Here is a 19,196-nt window from a genome sequence, read left to right as displayed (position 1 = left end):
CCCCACCGGGGGGGGGGGTTTTTGTTGGTTCTGTGTTCCCCCTGGGTTGGTTCGGGTCCTGTCGCACGACCGTCAGGTGGCGCGGCCGTGTCGGCCGCACCACCCCACCTTGGACCCCGGCGGGCCGCGGGATCCAGACCGCGTGGCCGCCGGGCGGCCGGCTCAGCCCGCCGCGTAGACGTCCTCGATGTAGCGGCCGGCGGCGGTCAGTTCGCGCAGCCATGCCTCGGACTCCTGTGCCGAGGCGCCGGTGCGGGCGGCGTGCACCTCCCGGAAGGCGGCCCGCACTCCGGGTGCCATGCGGCTGCCGTCGCCGCAGACGTAGACCCGCGCGCCGGCCCGCAGCAGTTCCCCTATCTCGTCGGCCTCCGCGGCGATGCGGTGCTGGACGAAGCGGTGGCCGTGTTCGGGCCGGGCGCTGAAGACGGGGCGGACGCGGACCGCGCCGGCTTTCTCGGCGGCGGCGAACTCCGCGGCGTGCAGGAAGTCGGTGTCGGGGTCGTCGCAGCCGAAGTAGAGCAGCGCGGGCGTGGTCCGGCCCGCGGCGACCCGGTCGGCGACGGCACCGCGGAAGGGCGCCAGTCCGGTGCCGGCCGCGACCAGGATGACGGGCGTCGGGTCGTCCGGGTCGATGCGGAACGCCTCGCGGCAGGGCTGGACGCGGGCCAGGACCGTGTCGCCGGGCCGCAGGGTGTGCAGATACCCCGAGCCGGTGCCGCCGGGCAGCAGCGAGACCATCAGATCGGCGTGGCGGGGGTCGGTGGCGGGTGCGGACGACAGGGAGTAGTGCCGGGTGCGCAGCGGCGGCAGCAGGTCCAGGACGGCCGGCCAGGGCAGTCGGCCGCGCAGCGCCGGGTGTTCCTCGATCAGGTCGATCAGGGTCCGCGGGTCGTCCTCGGTCACGGCTTCCAGGGCGAGGCGCTCGGGCGGGCAGGGGTTGTGGGCGGCCAGCACGGCGACCTGCGCGGGTGTCGGCCGGGCACCCAACTCCAGGTGGCGGGTGAGGAGTTCGCGTACGGTCAGGGGCCGGTCGACGGGCAGGGTGTCGCGGCCGGGGCGTCCGGCACGCAGCGCGAGGACGGTGTCGGGGTCGGCGCCGAGGGCGCGGGCCGCCCGCTCGGCCGCGGCCGGGGAGTTGACCGGCAGCACGGCGAGATGGTCGGCGGTGCGGTAGGTCACGCCGTCGGGCAGCGCGAGGCGCAGGTAGCGCTTGGGCCGCGGCCAGTGCGGTGCGGTCAGGTCGTGGGCCTCGGTGACGGTCATGGGGACGACGCCGTGCCGGGCGGCGAGGGCGTCCAGCGGCCCGCCGGTGAGCTCGGTGACGGTGTAGGCGCTCTCGTCGGCGGGGCGGGCGGCCGGGGCGCTCGCGCCGAGGGTCGCCGGATCGCCGTAGCGGGCCAGCAGCCGGCCGCGCAGGGCCGCGGTGAACTCCTTGACGGTGCCGTTGAGATCGCCGGAGGCGTCGGCTTCGCCGCGCGGCAGCAGGCGCTCGGCGCCGAGCGCGTCGAGCCGGTCGTCGATGAGCGTCGGCACGTGCTGGTAGGTCGCGGCCCAGTTGCGGTCGCCGACGCCGAGGACGGCGTACGGTACGTGCGCGGCGGCGCCGTCGGGCGCGGTGGCCAGCCACCGGACGAAGGCGGCCGCGTCGTCGGTGGGCTGCCCGTTGTAGGAGGCGGCGACGATGACGACGGGCCGGTCGGCGGGCAGGCCGGCCGCGTAGGCGTCCAGCGGCGCCACGTGGGGCGCGAAGCCCAGGCCGGTGGTCTCGTCGGCGAGCCGCTCGGCGAACTCGCGGCAGGTGCCGTAGTTGCTGCCGTGCAGGAGCAGCAGGCCGGTGTCCTGCGGCACGCGGGCGGGCAGGCCGTCGTCGACCGCCGGGCCGGCCGTGCCGGTGGGGGCGGCGCCGGGCAGGACGGCGAGCGCGGCGCGGACCGCGGCCCGGTCCGCGGGGGTGCGGGCGGCCAGGGTGAGGGTGAACCCGTCGGGCTTGAGGGTCAGCGTCTCCTTGATGCGCAGCCGGTAGTCGGTGTGGTCGATGAGGCGGTAGCGGTGCACCAGGAGGGCGAGCAGCATGGTGGCCTCGTGGAGCGCGAACTGCCGCCCGATGCAGGCGCGTTCGCCGGTGCCGAACGGCTTGTAGGCGTGCGGTGAGCGGGCCGCCTCGGCTTCGGGGGTGAAGCGGGAGGGGTCGAACAGCTCGGGGTTGTCGCCCCAGGCCGGGTCGCGGTGCAGCATCGGGGTGAGCACGGTGACGAGTTCGCCGGCCCGCACCGGGTAGCGGCCGCCGAGGAGGGTGTCCGTACGGGCCTGGCGGCTGAAGGCGGCGGCGGTCGGCCACAGCCGCAGCGCTTCGCCCAGGATCTGGCGGGTGTACGGCAGGCGGCCGATGTCCTCGAAGGACGGGTCGGGATCGGTCGCGTCGCCCCACAGTTCGTCGGCCTCGCGCTGGGCCAGGCGCAGGGCCACCGGGTCCTTCAGGAGGTGGTGCAGGGCGAAGGAGAGCGCGCCCGAGGTGGTTTCGTGGCCGGCGATCAGGAAGGTGATGACCTGGTTGCGGATGTTGGCGAGGTCGAGGGCGGGGCCGCGGTCCGGCGCGCCGTCCCCGCCGTCCCCGCCGGACCCGCCGGACCCGCCGGCGGCGAGCATCAGTCCCAGCAGGTCGTCCTCGCCGCCGTCGCCGCTCGCCCGGCGGGCGGTGATGACCTCGTCGACGACGGACGCGAGGTAGTCCGCGTCGGCGCGGAACGCCGCGTCGTCCGCGGAGTGGTCGACGCCGGGCTCGCGGGCGAACTTGGCCATGCTCCAGCGCAGGCAGCGCACCATCGCCTCCACGAAGGGGTGCGGGGTGTCGCGGGCGAACGACTCGAAGTCGAAGCCGAAACCGGCCAGCCCGATGGTGTCCAGCGTCATCCGGGTCATGTCCTCGGGGACGTCGACGGGCGTGCCGTCGGCGACCCGCTGGTCCCAGGCGGTCATCACCCGGCGGGCGACCTTCAGCATCGCCGGGTGGTAGGTGCGCATCGAGCCGAGGGCGAACGCCGGCATCAGGACCTCGTGCGCCTTCGCCCAGTTGGGTTCCTCGTTGTAGGCGGTGAACAGACCGTCACCGGCGAACTCTCTGACGTTCTCCAGGACGGCCGACACGCCCTTGGCGAAGCGGCTCTCGTCGGCGAGCTCGGTGACCAGGTCCAGCGAGGAGACGAACAGCGTCTCGCGGTCGCCCAGCTTGCGCCGGAAGGCCGGGCCGTGCAGTCGGGCCAGGTCCATGGCCTGCTGGATGGGGGTCGCGGTGAGGCCCGTCGCCGTGAGGTCGGCGACCGGCACGCGGTCGTCGGCGACGCGTTCGCCGGTGTGGAGCGCGATGGTGTCGGTCATGTCTCCAGCGTGACCGGCCCGGTGTGCGGGTCCCGACCGGGCAACTGCATGATTGTGCAGTGGTTTTTCGCTGCCGGCTCTTGCGGGCGGACCGGAGAAGGGTCAATGGACGAGGGGACTGCCGGCGCGATGCCGGACGCGGACACACCGGGCGGTGGCGAGCCGCCGCGCGCGAGCCGGCCGGCCGGTCCGGCGGAACCGGCCGAGGCGCCCGATCCGGCCGGGCCGTACGCGGCCGGTCCGTGGCGCAACTATTTCCTGATCCTGCTCGACCGCATCCCCACCCCGATCGCGGTGTGCCGGGCCGACGGTGAGGTGCTGATCGCCAATCCGGCGATGGCCGCGCAGTGGGGCGTGGCGCCCGGGCGGTTGCGGGGCCGCAATCTGCTGGACCTGTTCAGGCCGCAGGCGAAGGCGCAGCTCGAACGGCTCGCCCAGGCGCTGCGGCTGGGTCACCGCTCGCGCTATCCGGTGGAGGTGCGCTGGCAGGACGCGGCCGACGGCACCGAGCGGGAGGGGCAACTGACGATCGATCCGGTCGGCGACCCTTCGGTACGGCCGCCCGCCCTGCTGGCGCTGCTGCGGGTGGCCGAGGACAGTGCGGTGCCGCCCGCGCCGCGCGGTACGGCCAGCCCGGTGGAGGCCCGGATCCTGGCGCTGGCCGCCGGCGGCGCGACGACGGCGTCGATCGGTACGGCGCTGGGTCTGACGGTGGACGGGGTGAACTACCACCTGGCCCGGCTGGCCCGTCGCTGGCGGGTGCGGGGCCGGACCGCGCTGGTCGCCCGGGCGTACGTCCTGGGCGTGCTGGCCGCGGACAGTTGGCCGCCGGCGCCCGCCTGAACCCCCGGCGGGGGCGGGACGCGTCGGCGGATAACCTCCCTGGTGTGGAGGAGAAGACACCCGCGCCCTTCGAGCGCGGCACGGACGGCCCGAAGGTCATCGTTGTCGGCCTCGACGGCTCCGACTCGTCGTGGCGTGCCGCCGCCTACGCCGCCGGACTGGCCCGGCGGCAGGGCTCGAAGCTCGTCCTGGTGTACGTCCGGCCGGTGATGCCGGCCGGTGCGGCGATGGGTGCTCCGGTGGTGGACGCGACCGACGAGGTGGCCCAGGAGCTGATGGCCGCGATCCGTGAGGCGACGGAGCGGCTGCGCGGCATATACGACCTGCGCTGGGAGTTCCACACGCTGCGCGGCGACCCGTACAACGGCATGGTGCGGATGGCGGATGAGCTCAGGGCCGACGCGGTGGTGGTCGGCGCCTCGGAGTCGGCCGGGCACCGCATCATGGGCTCGGTCGCGGTCCGCCTGGTCAAGGCCGGGCGCTGGCCGGTCACCGTGGTCCCCTAGCGGACCTGTCCCCGGGACTGCCTTTCGGGTGGCCTCCGCTGGTGAGGTCGACGGGCCTGGGGCACGGTGGAGGGTGGACGGGCGGAGCGCCGCCCCGGCGAGGGAGACCACCGTGACCGACCGGACCTATCGCGTGACCGAGATCGTGGGCACGTCCCAGGAGAGTGTGGACGCCGCGATCCGCAACGGCATCAAGCGCGCTTCGGACACCCTGCGCAATCTGGACTGGTTCGAGATCACCCAGGTGCGCGGGCATCTCGCGAACGGCGAGATCGACCACTACCAGGTCGGTCTGAAGGTGGGATTCCGGCTGGAGGACGCCGATTGACACCCCTGTCGTGTACGTCTGCCGGGAAGTGGCCCAACCTTTAGGGAGTCGCCTTCCTCAGACGCCGTTCAGGGGCCATGATGATCCGCCGTCGGACCACGACGGAGCGTACGGAGGGATCACTCATGGGGCTGCGCGCGGGACAGGGCGTACTGCGCCGTAAACCGATCGAACACATCGAGGAGACGGAAGGCGGCGCGGGCCCACAGCTCACCCGGGTGCTGGGCCTGTGGCAACTGACGGCCATCGGCATCGGCGGCATCATCGGCGCCGGCATCTTCACCCTGGCCGGCACGGTCGCGAACGGGAAGGCCGGACCCGCGGTCCTGATCTCCTTCGTCGTCGCGGGCGTGGCGAGCGCCGCGGCCGCCTTCTCCTACGCCGAGTTCGCGGGGCTGATCCCCAAGGCGGGCTCGGCCTACACCTACGGCTACGCGGTGCTCGGCGAGCTGGCGGGCTGGTTCATCGGCTGGGACCTGCTGCTGGAGTACACCGCGATCGTGGCGGTGGTCGCGATCGGCATCTCCGGCTACTTCAGCTTCCTGCTGGGCGAGGCGGGCATCGAGCTGCCCGCGTGGATGCTGGGCGCGCCGGGGACCGGCGAGGGCCACCAGGTGGACCTGTTCGCGGCGGTGCTGTGCCTGCTGATCGCGTATCTGCTGACGCTTGGCATCAAGAACGCCGCGCGGTTCGAGACGATCGTGGTGGGCCTGAAGGTCCTGGTGGTCGTGCTGGTGATCGTGGTCGGCTTCTTCCACGTCGAGTCCGGGAACTACCAGCCGTTCTTCCCGTTCGGCGTGGGCGGCGCGTTCACCGGCGCCGCGACGGTCTTCTTCGCGGTCTTCGGCTACGACGCGATGAGCACCGCGGCCGAGGAGTCCAAGGACGCGCAGCGCCACATGCCCAAGGCCATCATGTATTCGCTGGCCATCTCGATGGTGCTGTACGTGCTGGCCTGCCTGGTGCTGACGGGGATGCAGAACTACAAGGAGATCGATCCCGAGAGCGGCTTCTCGACGGCGTTCAAGTCGGTGGGCCTGGACGCGCTGGCGGATGTCATCGCGGTCGGCGCGATCATCGGCATCCTGACGGTGATGTTCACCTTCATGCTGGGCGTGACCCGGGTGTGGTTCTCGATGAGCCGGGACGGTCTGCTGCCCAAGTGGTTCGCCAAGACCAGCGTCAAACACCGGGTACCGACGCGGGTGACGTGGATCGTCGGCGTGGCCTCCGCCGTCATCGCGGGCTTCCTGCCGATCGGCGAGGCGGCGGAGCTGACGAACATCGGCATCCTGCTGGCGTTCGTGGTGGTCTGCCTCGCGGTGATCGTGCTGCGCTACAAGCGCCCGGAACTGCCGCGGACGTTCCGCACGCCGGGCATGCCGGTGGTCCCGGCGATCGGCGTGTGCTTCTCGATCTGGCTGATCACGTTCCTGGCGTGGCAGACCTGGGTGCGGTTCGTCGTGTGGTTCCTGATCGGCCTGGTCATCTATTTCACGTACTCCTACAAGCGGTCGGAGCTGGCCAGGACGGACCTCCCGGGCGCCGGTGGGCCGGACCGCGAGGACCGCTGAACCAGGTGGCCGCCGCGCCGCGGCGGTGAGCACGCGGGGGCGTCGGGGCCCTGACGCCCCCGCGGTTCGGCGTCGCCGGCCGGCCTGGGCGGTCGTCAGAACAGGAACGGTCCGGGCGACTGGGTGGAGACGACCTCGCAGACCACGGTGACACCCAGCACCACCATCTTCAGCGAGCTGGCTTCGAGACGGTCACCGGCGGCGGCCCGGCCGCGCAGCGGACCGGTGGAGATGCCGCCGCCGACCGTGATCTCCGGATTGGCGCGGCCGGTGAACTTCGTGGTCCGCGAGCCGTTCTTGATGAGGGTGAGCGTCGACGTGGCGGAGCGCGCCGCCACCCGCACCGGCGTCCTGAAGGCGGAGCTGGACACGTTGATGGTCGCGGTCTTCCCTTTCCGCGTGGCGATGAGCGTGGCCTTGCCCGCGCCGTACGCACCGCAGTCGAACGTGACGGTGGCCTTCTCCGGTGTCACCGTCACCGGGGCCGGGGCCGGGGCCATCGCGAGGGTGGCCCCGAGAGCGGCCGTGACACCGACTACGGTGCCGGTCCGGCGTTGGATGGGTCTCATGGATACCGCCTTCTGGTGGGGGGGTGCGGCCGCCCACTCCCGTAACTGACGGACAGTCAGCGGCCTGGTCGCTGCCCATTGAGGCACGCACCCCGGACCAGGGCAAGAACGACACCGCATGACTTTCCCGGCGCCGGATTCCGCGACCGCGGCCGGCACCCGTCCGGCGGCGAGCGGTTCCGCTACCCGCGCCACCTCTCCTGCAGCAGCCACCGCAGGCGCGCACCGAGCCGGTGCCGCCACAGCCACAGGGGCAGCCGGCGGTGGGCCACGAAGGCCCACAGGTCGTCGTCCGCCTCGTTGCCGCGCGGGCAGTCGCGGAGCAGGTCCAGGCAGCGGCGGTCGACGGTCCGGTGCAGCCGGGCGGTGTGCGCGAGGGCGACGATGCCCTGATGGCGCAGCCCCGGGTCGGTGGTTTCCCGGGCCGTCTCCAGGGCGCGGGCCACACGGGGCAGGATCGCCGCGGCGTCCGGGTGGGTCAGCGCGAGCCCGATGACGGCGACGCCCACCAGCTCCGCGCTCCGCTCGAAGGCCGCGTCCACTTCTTCGGGCCGGTCGGTACCCAGCAGGGCGGAGGAGTCCCGCCAGTTCATGCCCCGGCCGGACGCGGCCCGGGCGAGCAGGAACTCCGCGCGCCCGGCGGCCAGTCGCCCGGGATCCGGCCGCGGCACGCCGGCTTCGGGATGGGCGTGGAGGTAAGCCGGCGCGAGGTGGCCCCAGACGCGCGCGGCCGGATGCGCGGGGTCCGCGTCGCCCCCGAGGAGTTCTCGGCACCGGGCGTCGAGCCGCCGCGGATCCGGCCCGGCCTCGTGCAGCCGGGCGAATGTCTCGCCGGCCGCTCCCAGGTCGCAGCGCCGGAGGAACGCCAGCTCCACGGCGTCCTCGGGGGTCAGCCGGCCGGCCAGCCGTCCCCACGCCAGCTCGGCCGCCTCCAGGGCCACGGCATACCGGATGAACGCGGCGGGGAGGCGGCGGGGCGGGGCATCCGCGCGGGGTGACGGGGGCACGGGGCGACCCTACCGAGCCTGACGCCGGACACGGCCAGCCGGGATGCGGTCAGTCCTGGAGCGCCTGCCAGAACTCGTCGAAGGACATCCGGCCGTCGCTGTCGGTGTCCTTGGCCTTGATGACCGCCTCGGCTATCGGGCCGGTGACGAACGGATCGCCCATCTCGGCCATCGCCCGCTTGAACTCGTCCGGCGTGACCAGGCCGTCCTTGTCCGCGTCGAACCGGTCGAACTCCGCCCTGGCCTTCTCGATGTCTGCCACGAGAGATGCCCCCTTCGTCTTGCTGCGCTACCGCACGGTGATGTGACCTGCGTAGATTAACCGACTGTCAGGACCCGCCCGGCTGGGCCCTGTGCGGGGCCGGAGACGGCGCGGTAGGGCTGCGGCGGCCGCCGTGGCGGCCGCCGTGGCGGCCGCCTTCCCGTGATCGGTCACAGTCCTCCGTGCTCGGGGCGCCCTCAGCCGGTGGCCGTGGCGGCCCGGACGCGCTCGCGTGCCTCCTCCCAGGGGGTGGGGGTGGCGATGACGGCGCGCAGGGCGCGGACCTGACGGGGTGGCAGGCCGGCGGCCAGGACGCCGGTGGCGGTGCCGTCGCGGCCGTAGAGGGCGACGGTGCGGTGCGCGGCCGGGGCCGTGGTCTCGACCCGGTCGGCGCCCGAGGTCAGGCCGTAGACCTGGATCTTGAGGTCGTACTGGTCGGACCAGAAGTAGGGCACCGGGGCGAAGGGGCGGCGTTCGGGGGCGGGGGTGTCGGGCGTGCGGTGCCCGGCGTCCGTGGCGGCCGGCGGAGGTCCGTCACCGGGTGCCGCCTCCGCCGCCAGTTCGGCCAGCAGGTTGCGGGCCGCGGCCATGGCCTGTTCGGTGGCGTTCGTCCGGTGCTCGAAGCGCAGCGGTCGCCCGTGGACGGGGTGGTCCCAGCGGGCCACGTCGCCCGCGGCGTAGACGCCGGGGGCCGCGGCGCAGTACGCGTCGCAGCACAGCCCCTCGGTGGTGTCCAGGGCCGGGTCGTCCAGCCACGCCACGGCGGGGTCGGAGCCGATGGCGAGCAGCACGGCGTCGGCGGGCAGCCGGGTGCCGTCGGCCAGCCGTACGGCGGTGACCCGCGCGGTCCGGGCGGGGCCCGGGGCGGCGTCGGCCGGGCCGCTCGTGGCGCACGCGGCGTCCGTGCCGTCCGCACTCTCCGCGAGGTCCGCGCCGTCCGTGCTGTCGAAGCCCGCCACCGATCCGGTCAGCAGCCGGACGCCGCGGGCGCGGTGCGCGGCGGCGAGCAGTGTGCCGACCTCGGCGCCGACCGTGCGGGCCATCGGTACCGCCTCGCGGCCGACGAGCGTGACCCGGTGGCCCAGTTCGCGGGCCACCGCGGCGGCCTCGCAGCCCAGTACGCCGTTTCCGATGACGACCAGGTGGCGGGCGCCGCCGGCCAGCCGGGCGCGCAGGGCCAGCGCGTCGTCGAGGGTGCGCAGGGTGTGCACCCCGTCGAGGGGGTCGGCGCCGGGCAGGGTGCGGGCCGTGACACCGGTCGCGATGATCACCCCGGCGCAGGCGAGACGCTCGCCGCCGTCCAGGGTCAGGGTGCGGGTCGCCACGTCGAGTCCGGTCGCCCGGGTACCGAGCCGCAGGTCGAGGCCGAGCGGGTCGAGCTGGTCAGTGGTGCGCAGCAGCAGCCGCTCGGGCTCCCAGTGGCCGTGCAGCAGTTGCTTGGACAGCGGCGGCCGGTCGTACGGCAGGTGGGGTTCGTCGCCGATGAGGGTGAGCGGGCCGCGCCAGCCGAAGCGGCGCAGCGCCTCGGCGGCGGCGAGCCCGGCCGCCGAGGCGCCGACGACGGCGAGCGGGCGGGTGGTCACGCGTGGACCTCGATGACGGCGGCCGGGCAGATGGCGGCGGCTTCGCGGACCGCGTCGTGCTGTTCGGCGGGCGGGGCCGCGTCGAGCAGGACGACCACGCCGTCCTCGTCGCGCTGGTCGAAGACCTCGGGGGCGATGAGCACGCACTGACCGGCGGCGCAGCACTTGTCGGCGTCAAGGGTGATCTTCATGGCGAAAGCTCCGTGGGGGTGGTGGGGCTGAGGGGGATGTGGTCGTGGGGCGTGCGGTGCCGGGCCGTCCTCGTCACCAGGTGACGGGCAGGGCGTGGCAGCCGTAGATGGCCATGTCGCCGCGGAAGGGGATCCGTTCGATCGGTACGGCGGGCCGCAGGGTGGGGAAGCGGCGCAGCAGGGTGGCGAGGACGACCTGGAGTTCGACGCGGGCCAGCGCCTGGCCGAGGCACTGGTGGATGCCGTAGCCGAAGGCGACGTGATGCTGGGCGTTGGGGCGGCTCACGTCGAGCCGGTCGGCGTCGGGGAAGACGTCCTCGTCGCGGTTGGCGGACGCGACGGCCACCACGACGCCCTCGCCGGCCCGGATGAGGTGTCCGCCGATCTCGATGTCGGCGGTGGCGACCCGGCGCGGGCCGTTGCGGATGATGCTGTGGAAGCGCAGGAGTTCCTCGACGGCGCTGCGCATCAGCGCCGGCTCCGCGCGCAGCCGGTCGGCCGATTCCCGGTCGCGCATGAGGGTGAGGGCGCTGAGCCCGATCATGTTGGCCGTGGTCTCGTGCCCGGCGACGAGCAGGAGGCCGGCGAAGGCGGCCACCTCGTCGTGGGTGATCTCGCCGGTCCGCCGCTGCTCCACGATGAGCCGGCCGAGGATGTCGTCGCCGGGGTCGGCCTCCTTGGCGGTGACCAACCGGTCGAGGTAGTCGTGGAGTTCGCGGCGGGCGGCCTCGCGTTCGCCCTCGGGGACGACCCGGGAGAGCAGTTGGCCGGTGAGCCGCTGGAAGACGTCGTGGTCGTCGTACGGGACGCCCAGCAGCATGCTGATGACCAGCGAGGGCACGGGCAGCGCGAGCGCCTCGACAAGGTCGACGCCGCCGTCCTCGCGCCCCTCGGCCCGCTCCATCGCGTCGCACAGTTCGTCGGTGACGCGCTGGATCCGCGGGCGCAGCGCCTCGACGCGCTTGACCATGAACTCGCGGGTGACCATGCGCCGCAGCCGGGTGTGCTCGGGCGGGTCCCGGCGGATGAAGCCGCGGTTGTGGGTGTTGGCGCCGCCGGTCATGCCGCTGAGCGGGTAGCCGGGGACGGTGGTGTCGGAGCTGAAGCGGGTGTCGCCGAGGATGGTCCGGATGTCGGCGTAGCGGGTGGCCAGCCAGGCCCAACTCCCGTCCGGCAGGGCGATCTTGGAGAGCGGCTCGGCCGTGCGCAGGCCGGCGAACGCGGTCGGCGGGTCGAAGGGGCAGCCGGCGGGCGGCTCTACGGGCAGGGGCGCCGGGGCGGTGGGAAGTGTCATCTCGCTCATCTCGCTCCTCGCGCGCACGCCGGCAGGGGGCGTGCGCCATGAGTCGAACATTCGCCTAACGCCTGTAAACTTACATGTGTATCCCACAGCTAAATGTGTCGGGGGGCGTGTCGGGCAGCGAGGGGTGAGCGGTCCTCAGTCTTCGAGGAGGAGAGTGAGGATCTCGTCGACGAACCGGTCCAGCCGGCGGGCGTCCTTACGGCTCGGCATGACCTGCCAGAGCATGACCCGGCCGTGCACCGCCGACCACAGGACGTACGGCGCCTCGGCGCGTGAGCCGCGCACCCGCCGGCCGGCTTCCTCGCAGGCGGTCAGCGCGTCGTCCCAGCTCCGCACCAGCAGCCCGGCCGGGTGCCCGGCCAGCCGTTCGGGGCCGACGGGGGTCTGCCGGGTTTCGTACAGGAGGCGGTAGGTGGCGGGGTGGGCGATGGCGTACCGGCAGTAGGCACGCAGTTGGGCGCGCAGTCGCGCCACCGGGTCGTCGGCGTCCGCCTCGGCGGCGGCCTCGGACATCGCCCGCGCCAGCCGCTCGTAACTGATCTCCAGGGTCGCCCAGACCAGCTCGGTCTTGTCGGCGAAGTGACGGTAGATGCTCGGGGCGGCGACACCGGCCTCCCGGGCCACGGCGCGCAGGGACAGCGCGTCCTCGCTGCCGACCTGCTCCAGGAGGCGTTCGGTGGCCCGCAGCAGTTCGTCGCGGAGCCGGTCCCCCTGTCCGCGCGGATTGCGGGGCCGGACGGCCGCACTCTCGCCCACTGCCTCCGGTCCTTCCCTGACCTCGCCCGATGCTGCGCCCCAGGGTTTCACACCCGCGCGGCACGGCGTACGAGCCGGTGTCCCGCGCCTGTCAGGCGCCGCCGGGCGGCCCGGCGGCGAGCGGGGGTGCGCACGATGCGTGCCGCCCGCGCGGACGGACCGGGGCCACCGCGGACGCGTCCCCGGCGGCGGCCGTAGGTCCGCGTGGGTCAGATCCGGCCCTGGCAGCCCTCCCAATAGGGGTCCTTCAGCCGCCGCTTGAAGAGCTTCCCGGACTCGTCGCGCGGCAGCAACCGCTCGAAGACCACCGCCCGCGGCACTTTGTAGCCGGCCAGCCGGGTGGCGACGTGCTCGCGGACCGCCGCGGCGGTGAGGCGTACGCCGGGCTCGGTCTGCACGTGCGCGGCGAGCACCTCGCCGAATTCCTCGTCGGGGATGCCGAACACCGCCGCGTCCTGCACGCCGTCGAGGGACAGCAGGCAGCCCTCGATCTCCGCGGGGTAGATGTTGACGCCGCCGGAGATGACCATGTCGTCGCGCCGGTCGCTGAGATAGAGGTAGCCGTCCGCGTCGAGATGTCCGATGTCGCCGATGCTGACGTAGCCGGGCAGACCCGGCGCTTCCATCGCGGCGCGCTTGGCGGGGTCGCCGAGGTAGGTGAAGCGCGGCCAGGTGTCGGAGGGTTTGAGGTAGATGTCGCCGGTGGCGCCGGCCGGCAGCCGCGCTCCGCCGGGGCCGAGCACGGCGACCGCGCAGGTGCCCTCGGCCCGTCCGACGGTGCCCGGGTGGGCCAGCCATTCCCGGCTGTCGCACCACGTCACGGCGCCGGTCTCGCTGCCGCCGTAGTACTCCCGCAGCACCGGTCCCAGCCAGTCGATCATGGCGTGTTTGATGTGCGGCGGGCAGGGCGCGGCGGCGTGCACGACCGAGGTGAGCGACGACAGGTCGTACCGCTCGCGCACGTCCTTGGGCAGGCGCAGCAGCCGTACGAACATCGTGGGCACCATCTGGACCTGCTCGACGCGGTGGCGTTCGACCAGGCGCAGGAACTCCTCGGCGTCGAAGCGCGGCATCAGCGTGATGTCCAGGCCGGCGGCGAGCGCGAGGACCGCGTGCTGGCTGGGCGAGGCGTGATAGAGCGGGGCGGGGATGAGCGTGCGGCCGCCGGGGGCGACGGCGAAGTATTCGAGGAACGCGCGCACCCCCTCGGCGAGCTGGTCCTCGCCGACCGCCTCGCGCAGGACTCCCTTGGGGCGGCCGGTGGTTCCCGAGCTGTAGATGACGGTGGGCGGGCGCTCGGCCACGGCCCGGTCGAGGGGGGCGAAACCGGCCAGCCAGTTGTCCAGGAGCGGGTGGGCGCCGGTGGGCGGCGGCGCGGCGAAGCCGCAGGCGGTCGCGACACCGGCGGGCACGGCGGCCTCGATGAGCCGCACGCCGGGGGGCAGCACGGCGGTCACCGTGCCGAGCAGGTCGGTGTGCGCGAAGACGGCCTTGCTGCCGCTGTCGGTGAGGACGTGCCGCAGGTCGTCGTGGCGGAAGTGCCAGTTGACGGGCACCGCGCAGGCGCCCACCTGGGCGGCCGCGGCGGTGATCTCCAGGTAGGCGGGCTCGTTGCGCATGACGAGGGCTATTCGGTCGCCCGGCAGCACGCCGAGGTCGCGCAGGCCGGTGGCGATCCGTGCGGCGCGCTCCGATAAGGCCGGGTAGCCGCGTTCGTGGCCTGCCGCGCGGACGGCGGGGGCGGGCTGTGGCTCGGTGGCGCTGGCGGCGGGCGGGGCGACGGCGTCCATGGTGCCTCCAATGAGTGCGGCCGCGCCCATTGAACAGCCACCTCCGCTTGTTTTCCAGAGCGCCCCCGGCCGGACTGACACCTCGTCAGAGTGCGGGCGGCGGCGGGAATCCACCGGCGCCGTTGAGCCGATCGGGTGACCGGGCACCGCGCCGGTCGCCGTGAGCGCCGAAAAGGGAGCGGCTGTCGGTGACAGCCGCTCCCCTGGTTCGCCGCCCGCCGGCCGGTGACGGCCGGCGGCGGGGGTCAGTCGATGCCGCGGAAGATGTGCGATTCGGCCGGGTCTTCGTCGCAGCCGGCGAGGCGCACCGGGCCGTAGCGGCTCCAGACTTCGACGTTGCGGACTTCCTTGATCCGGCCTGGCCGCTCGCCCTTCTTCATACGGGGCTGCTTGTACTGAGCCTTCTGCAATGCCACCACGCACTCCTTCTTCGAGGTATTGGTCCGACGCGGTGGCGCCTCGTTCACAAACCGGGAGTGGAGCCAGGGTTTGTGGCGTTCCCGCGACGGGCCAATGGTGTTGGCGTCTCCCAGAAAAGGTCGTCCGTCGTCCACCAGAATAACGACGTCACTCGCCGCGCGCGCGGCGTTTTCCGGCGATCACGGCATGTCGCCGCACGCCGGAAACGGCCTGTTATCACGCCCGGACGCCCCCTGGCCTGCGACGGCAAGGTTTCTTCGAGGTCCGGGCAAGCATTCCGTCCGACCGGCCGGGCAGTTCCTGGGTCTCACGGAACATCCGCGCTCGCGGAACATCCGAACGGACTCATGGGGGTGACATGTCTGCTCTCCGCAGGCATTCGGAGCGTCCGCCGGCCGGTGACAGCCGGTGGCTGACCGTGCCGGACTGCAAGCAGATCCTGGTCGTCGCGCATTCGGTGACGTATCTGCAACGGTTGTGCGCCGTGTTCTCGCTGCTGGAGCGGGATCCGCGACTCCAGGTGGTGTGCACGGTTCCGCCGCACCAGTTCGGCGCCGGGGTGCACGAGGCGCTGGCGGCGCTGGGTGTCCCGGTGATCCCGTGGGGCCGGGCCGTCCGCCGGGAATTCGATCTCGCCCTGGCGGCCGGCTCCCGGGGCACCGAGCGGCTCCGGGCCCGTCTGGTGCGGCTGTCGCACGGCGCGGGGCAGATCAAGGTGCTGCGCTCGGCCCGGGAGGCCCAGGGGGCCCGGGAGGCCCCGGCCGCCTCGGGCGGCGGCGCGCCGCCGCCCGCCATGCTCAGCCGCGAGTACCTGCTGCACGACGGCCGGGTGGTGCCGGCCGCGGTGGCGCTCTCGCACGAGCGGGATCTGGCGGAGCTGGCCCGCGGCTGCCCGGAGGCGCTGCCGGTCGCCCGGGTGGTCGGCGATCCCTGCCACGACCGGATCGCCGCCAGCCTGCCGCTGCGCGACCGCTACCGCCGGGCCCTGGGGGTGGGTAACCGCCGGCAGCTCGTGGTCGTCGCCTCGACCTGGGGCCGCTCCTCGGCGTTCGGCTGCTTCGAGACGCTGCTGCCGCGGCTGGCCGCCGAACTGCCCGAGGACCGGTACCAGGTGGCGGTGCTGGTCCACCCCAATGTGTGGGCCGGGCACGGCAGCCGGCAGATCCGGGCCTGGTTGACCGGTTTCCGGCGGCGCGGCCCGGTGGCGGTGCCTCCGGAGGCGGACTGGCGGAGCATCCTGGTCGCCGCCGACTGGGTCATCGGCGACCACGGTTCGGTCACCTCGTACGCCACGCTGACGTCCGCGCCGGTGCTGCTGGCCCGTTTCCCCGACCGGGAGGTCCATCCCGGCTCCCCCGCCGCCGCGCTGGCGCGCACCGCGCCGGCGTTGACCGCGACGCATCCCCTGGAGGATCAACTGCGGTACGCGGCGACCGAGTACCGCCGCGCCGATCACGCGCGCGTCGCGGCGATGCTCTCCTCGGAGCCGGGCCGGTTCAACGGCAGGATGCGCGAACTCCTCTACCGCGTGCTGGGCCTGGCCCGGCCCGCGTACGCCCCGGTGACGCCGGTCCTGCCGACCCCGCCGCCGCTTCGGCGCTGGGCGGGTCTGCCCGGATCGGACGCGGCGTGAGGGCGCGGGCCCGGGCGGCGGCCGCGTCCCACCGCCCGGCGGCCGCGCCGGACGCCGGGGCGCGGCCCGCGACCGTGCTGCTGGCCTCCGTGGACCTCGGCAGCGCCCCGGACGTCCCGGCGCGCGACGGCGAGGGCGGCGGATCCGGCGGCGGTGCCGCGGGGAGCTGGTCCCTGACGGTCGGCGTCCGCGCGTCCGCCGGACCGCGCCTCGCCGTGGTGCGGATGGCGCCGGCCGGCGCCACGGTCGCTCCGTGGGCGGAGGGAGCGCCCGGTACCGATAGGCACCTGAGCGTGGGCGGCGTGGCGTTGGACGCGCCGTGGTGGGCCGAGTGCGCCGATGTGCTGCTCGCCGGGCCGGAGGAGGAGGCGGCAGCCGCGTACCCGTCGGCCGGCGTCGCCCGGCTCCTCGCGCGGCATCCCGGCGCCCTGCTCGCGTCGGTGCCCCACAGCGGGGGCGGCTGCGTGCTGGGGGTCCGAGGCGGTCGGACGCTGCTGGCTCTCCCCGGCGGCGGGCGGCGGCTGTGCGCGCGGCGCCGGGCGGCGCTGGCGTCCTTCGCGCACGGCTGGCTGGTGGCCGGTGAGCCGCTGTCGGCGGTGCGCGGCGTGGTCCTCGGCGCGCCGAGCGGTGTGCCGGGGGATGTGCCGAGCGGCGTACCGGGCGGTGCGCCCGGTCCCGCGGCGGGTGCGGCGCCGCTGCCCGTACGCCTGCGGCACGGCGGGCGGGCGAGCGGCGGCGCGGATACGGACATAGAGCTCCGCCTCGGATAGGGCCCCGTTTCAGGAAGGGCCCCGCCTCAGGAAAAGCCCCGTCCTATAAAGGGCCGGCTCCGGCGTCCAGGCGTCGGAGGCGGCCCGTCAGGCGTCGGGCGTCGGACGGGCTGACGGGCTCGTACAGGCCGAGCGCCCGCTCGTAGGCCAGTCGTGCCGCCGCCTCGTCCGCGCCGTCCTGCGCGCACTGGCCTATCAGTTCCCAGGTGCGCGCCTGCCAGTGCACCGATCCGAGCTTCTCGAACGCCGCCAGGGCGTCGGTCAGTTGGCGCGCTCCGGCCCCGGGGTCGCCGGCGCGGGCGGTGGCGCGGCCGAGGTGGGCGAGGGCGCGGGCCGCGTCGTAGGGGTCGCTCTCCGCTTCGAGGGCGGTGTGCGCGCGGGCCAGGAGGTCGGCGGCGGTCCGCCAGGCGCCGCGTTCCAGGGCCAGCTCCCCCAGCGCGTAGCGGGAGAGGGCGGCGCCGCGGGTGTGGCCGATCGACTCGCGGTGGGTGAGGGCGCGGTGGTGGTAGTCCTCGGCGCGGCGCAGGTCGCCGGCGCCTCGGTGGGCCTTGCCCAGGCCGTTGAGGGCCTGGGCCTGCTGGCGGACGTCGTCGTCCTCCTCGGCGAGGCGCAGCGCCCGGCCGAACCATTCCACGGCCTCTTCGTAGTGCCCGGCGTGGCACAGGCCGTTGCCGCCGGAGGTCAGCATCCTGCCCTCGCCCGCGCGGTCCCCCGCCCGGCGGGCGGCGTCGAGTCCCAGGGTGTGTGCCTCGGTCCACAGGTCGTACGGGCGCAGCCGCAGGAACAGCGGCCACATGGCGTCGACGAGCTGCCAGGCGGTGGCGTCGTCCTGTCCGGTGGCGGCGCTCAGCCGGACGGCGGCCATCAGGTCGTGGCGGCGGGTGTCGAGCCAGCCGAGGGCCGCCGCCACGTCGGGCAGCGGCGTGGCGCGGACGGTGCGCCCGCCGTAGTCGCGGGCCAGGGTGCGGTGGCTGGGGGTGAGGAGGGTCTCGGCTTCGGTGGCGGTGGCCAGGCACCAGTCGAGGAAGCGGCGTTCGGTGTCCCGCCGGACGGGCGCGGGTTCGTCCTCGCCGCGCCGGGCGGCGTGCAGCCGCACCAGGTCGTGGAAGCGGTAGGTGTCGGGGCCGACGTCCTGCAGGAGGTTGCCGTCCATGAGGACGTCGAGGAGGCGGTCCGCCTCGTCGGTGGTGGTGTCGCACACGGCGGCGACCAGATGCGGGTCGTAGTGGGTCACGGGCAGCGGGCCGAGCCGGCGGTAGGCGTCGGCGGCGTCCGCGGGGAGCATCGCGTAGGACTCGTCGAGCGCGGTGTGCACGGCGGATTCCCCTTCGACCCGCAGGAGTTCGAGCGGGCCGCGGCCGCGGGCGAGCGCGGCGGCCATAGCGGCGACCGGCTGCCGGGGGCGGGCGGCCAGCCGGGCGGCGGCCAGGCAGACGGCGAGCGGGAGGAAGGCGCACTGGGAGACGACCTGGCGGGCGGCGTCGGGGTCCTGCGCGACGCGGTGGCCGCCGCCTCCGCGGGCGAGGAGTTCCAGGGCGGCGTTCGGGTCGAGGGCGTCGACCTGGTGGAATCCGGCGCCGTCGGTGATCAGTCCGGTCAGCCGGCGGCGGCTGCTGACGACGAAGAGGCTGCCGGGTGCGCCGTTGAGGAGGGGTCTGACCTGGGCGGCGCTGAGCGCGTTGTCGATCATTACGGCGAGGCGCAGACCGGCGGTCACCGAGCGCCACAGGGCGGCCTGTTCGGCGAGGGCGGCGGGCACGGCGCTCGTCCCGAGCGCGCGGAGGAAGGAGTCGAGGACCTCGCCGGGGCGCAGCGGGCGGTCCGGGCCGTGTCCGGTGAGGTCGGCGTAGAGCTGTCCGTCGGGGTACTCGTCGGCGATGCCGCGCAGCCAGCGGGAGACCAGGGCGGTTTTGCCGATGCCCGCCGGGCCGCTCACCACCACGAGTTGGGGCGCGGAGGTCCGGCGGGCCTGGCGTAACTCCTCCAGGGCGGCGAGGTCGGCGCCGCGGTTGGTGAAGTGGGCGGGTACGGACAGGAGTTGGCGGGGAACGGGTGGCCGGGGCGGGGCGGCCTGGTGGACGTGGACGCCGCCGCGGATCTCGGCGGCCTGCACGCTGGCACCCCAGATCTGCGCCGAGCCGGCGATTTCGTTGTGTCCGCCGCGCGCCCCGCCCGCGTCTTCGCCCGTTCCGCTCATGCCGCTCCCCCGTTTCCCACACTGTCCCGGCCATTTGGCATATCCACAACCGTTGGCCCGAGATCTACCCAGCACGCGGGCACTTCACC

Annotated in this window: 17 protein-coding genes; 6 read left to right on the top strand and 11 right to left on the bottom strand. The window is 74.3% G+C overall.

Translation table 11 applies throughout. The features are described 5' to 3' along the window. Window positions 1–162: 162 nt before the first annotated feature. Window positions 163–3,375 carry a cytochrome P450 gene (locus tag ACZ45Z_RS02140; RefSeq protein WP_468354565.1) on the bottom strand — a complete coding sequence of 1,071 codons (3,213 nt, stop codon included), beginning with the start codon at window positions 3,373–3,375 and terminating at the stop codon, window positions 163–165. 105 nt (window positions 3,376–3,480) lie between these two features. On the opposite strand from ACZ45Z_RS02140, the gene ACZ45Z_RS02135 reads away from it, so the two are divergent. The 4 genes from ACZ45Z_RS02135 to ACZ45Z_RS02120 all read left to right on the top strand — a co-directional run bounded on the left by ACZ45Z_RS02135 (window position 3,481) and on the right by ACZ45Z_RS02120 (window position 6,626). After that, window positions 3,481–4,218 (top strand): PAS domain-containing protein, encoded by a 738-nt coding sequence (locus tag ACZ45Z_RS02135; RefSeq protein WP_468354562.1) that lies wholly within the window; start codon window positions 3,481–3,483, stop codon window positions 4,216–4,218. A 44-nt stretch (window positions 4,219–4,262) separates the two neighbouring features. Further along, window positions 4,263–4,724, top strand: coding sequence for a universal stress protein (locus ACZ45Z_RS02130; RefSeq protein ID WP_468354560.1), 462 nt, complete (start codon window positions 4,263–4,265; stop codon window positions 4,722–4,724). Window positions 4,725–4,836: 112 nt separating this feature from the next. Next, a complete protein-coding gene (locus ACZ45Z_RS02125; RefSeq protein ID WP_468354557.1) occupies window positions 4,837–5,052 on the top strand; it encodes a dodecin in 216 nt (71 codons plus the stop codon). A gap of 125 nt (window positions 5,053–5,177) precedes the next feature. After that, window positions 5,178–6,626, top strand: coding sequence for an amino acid permease (locus ACZ45Z_RS02120; protein WP_468354554.1), 1,449 nt, complete (start codon window positions 5,178–5,180; stop codon window positions 6,624–6,626). A gap of 95 nt (window positions 6,627–6,721) precedes the next feature. On the opposite strand, the gene ACZ45Z_RS02115 is transcribed toward ACZ45Z_RS02120, so the two are convergent. From ACZ45Z_RS02115 to ACZ45Z_RS02075, 9 genes are all read right to left on the bottom strand, one after another. Further along, window positions 6,722–7,195 carry a hypothetical protein gene (locus ACZ45Z_RS02115; protein ID WP_468354551.1) on the bottom strand — a complete coding sequence of 158 codons (474 nt, stop codon included), beginning with the start codon at window positions 7,193–7,195 and terminating at the stop codon, window positions 6,722–6,724. Between the two features lie 182 nt (window positions 7,196–7,377). After that, on the bottom strand, window positions 7,378–8,202 hold the full coding sequence (locus ACZ45Z_RS02110) for a hypothetical protein (RefSeq protein ID WP_468354548.1): 825 nt from the start codon (window positions 8,200–8,202) through the stop codon (window positions 7,378–7,380). Between the two features lie 49 nt (window positions 8,203–8,251). Continuing rightward, complete coding sequence (locus ACZ45Z_RS02105; protein WP_468354546.1) at window positions 8,252–8,464, bottom strand: EF-hand domain-containing protein; 213 nt, start codon at window positions 8,462–8,464, stop codon at window positions 8,252–8,254. A gap of 197 nt (window positions 8,465–8,661) precedes the next feature. Further along, on the bottom strand, window positions 8,662–10,047 hold the full coding sequence (locus ACZ45Z_RS02100) for an NAD(P)/FAD-dependent oxidoreductase (protein ID WP_468354543.1): 1,386 nt from the start codon (window positions 10,045–10,047) through the stop codon (window positions 8,662–8,664). Then, a complete protein-coding gene (locus ACZ45Z_RS02095; RefSeq protein ID WP_393891526.1) occupies window positions 10,044–10,238 on the bottom strand; it encodes a ferredoxin in 195 nt (64 codons plus the stop codon). The genes ACZ45Z_RS02100 and ACZ45Z_RS02095 overlap by 4 nt, the downstream gene beginning before the upstream one ends. Before the next feature lie 73 nt (window positions 10,239–10,311). Then, window positions 10,312–11,532 (bottom strand): cytochrome P450, encoded by a 1,221-nt coding sequence (locus ACZ45Z_RS02090; protein WP_468355541.1) that lies wholly within the window; start codon window positions 11,530–11,532, stop codon window positions 10,312–10,314. 144 nt (window positions 11,533–11,676) lie between these two features. Beyond that, complete coding sequence (locus ACZ45Z_RS02085; protein ID WP_468354539.1) at window positions 11,677–12,297, bottom strand: TetR/AcrR family transcriptional regulator; 621 nt, start codon at window positions 12,295–12,297, stop codon at window positions 11,677–11,679. Window positions 12,298–12,506: 209 nt separating this feature from the next. Continuing rightward, the gene (locus ACZ45Z_RS02080) at window positions 12,507–14,087 is read right to left on the bottom strand and encodes an AMP-binding protein (RefSeq protein WP_468354536.1); all 1,581 of its coding nucleotides are present in this window, start codon (window positions 14,085–14,087) and stop codon (window positions 12,507–12,509) included. Window positions 14,088–14,332: 245 nt separating this feature from the next. After that, a complete protein-coding gene (locus tag ACZ45Z_RS02075) occupies window positions 14,333–14,503 on the bottom strand; it encodes a hypothetical protein (protein WP_468354533.1) in 171 nt (56 codons plus the stop codon). Between the two features lie 362 nt (window positions 14,504–14,865). Here ACZ45Z_RS02075 and ACZ45Z_RS02070 point away from each other — a divergent pair, with 362 nt between their 5' ends. Both ACZ45Z_RS02070 and ACZ45Z_RS02065 read left to right on the top strand, forming a co-directional pair. Then, a complete protein-coding gene (locus ACZ45Z_RS02070) occupies window positions 14,866–16,140 on the top strand; it encodes a hypothetical protein (protein WP_468354530.1) in 1,275 nt (424 codons plus the stop codon). Beyond that, on the top strand, window positions 16,137–16,910 hold the full coding sequence (locus ACZ45Z_RS02065) for a hypothetical protein (RefSeq protein WP_468354527.1): 774 nt from the start codon (window positions 16,137–16,139) through the stop codon (window positions 16,908–16,910). Before ACZ45Z_RS02070 ends, ACZ45Z_RS02065 begins: the two co-directional genes overlap by 4 nt. Window positions 16,911–16,953: 43 nt before the next feature. On the opposite strand, the gene ACZ45Z_RS02060 is transcribed toward ACZ45Z_RS02065, so the two are convergent. After that, window positions 16,954–19,107 carry a tetratricopeptide repeat protein gene (locus tag ACZ45Z_RS02060; RefSeq protein WP_468354525.1) on the bottom strand — a complete coding sequence of 718 codons (2,154 nt, stop codon included), beginning with the start codon at window positions 19,105–19,107 and terminating at the stop codon, window positions 16,954–16,956. Window positions 19,108–19,196 lie beyond the last annotated feature (89 nt).

It is taken from the genome of Streptomyces sp. NPDC031210, assembly GCF_055570395.1.
The sequence above is the reverse complement of the archived record's forward strand: the minus strand, read 5'-3'. Positions and strand labels throughout refer to the sequence as shown.

What these genes read in the sequence shown, in the direction of transcription:
- ACZ45Z_RS02140 (WP_468354565.1), bottom strand. Translation starts at nt 3,375, where the DNA reads ATGACCGACACCATCGCGCTCCACACCGGCGAACGCGTCGCCGACGAC.
- ACZ45Z_RS02135 (WP_468354562.1), top strand. Translation starts at nt 3,481, where the DNA reads ATGGACGAGGGGACTGCCGGCGCGATGCCGGACGCGGACACACCGGGC.
- ACZ45Z_RS02120 (WP_468354554.1), top strand. Translation starts at nt 5,178, where the DNA reads ATGGGGCTGCGCGCGGGACAGGGCGTACTGCGCCGTAAACCGATCGAA.
- ACZ45Z_RS02115 (WP_468354551.1), bottom strand. Translation starts at nt 7,195, where the DNA reads ATGAGACCCATCCAACGCCGGACCGGCACCGTAGTCGGTGTCACGGCC.
- ACZ45Z_RS02095 (WP_393891526.1), bottom strand. Translation starts at nt 10,238, where the DNA reads ATGAAGATCACCCTTGACGCCGACAAGTGCTGCGCCGCCGGTCAGTGC.
- ACZ45Z_RS02090 (WP_468355541.1), bottom strand. Translation starts at nt 11,532, where the DNA reads ATGACACTTCCCACCGCCCCGGCGCCCCTGCCCGTAGAGCCGCCCGCC.
- ACZ45Z_RS02080 (WP_468354536.1), bottom strand. Translation starts at nt 14,087, where the DNA reads ATGGACGCCGTCGCCCCGCCCGCCGCCAGCGCCACCGAGCCACAGCCC.
- ACZ45Z_RS02070 (WP_468354530.1), top strand. Translation starts at nt 14,866, where the DNA reads ATGTCTGCTCTCCGCAGGCATTCGGAGCGTCCGCCGGCCGGTGACAGC.
- ACZ45Z_RS02060 (WP_468354525.1), bottom strand. Translation starts at nt 19,107, where the DNA reads ATGAGCGGAACGGGCGAAGACGCGGGCGGGGCGCGCGGCGGACACAAC.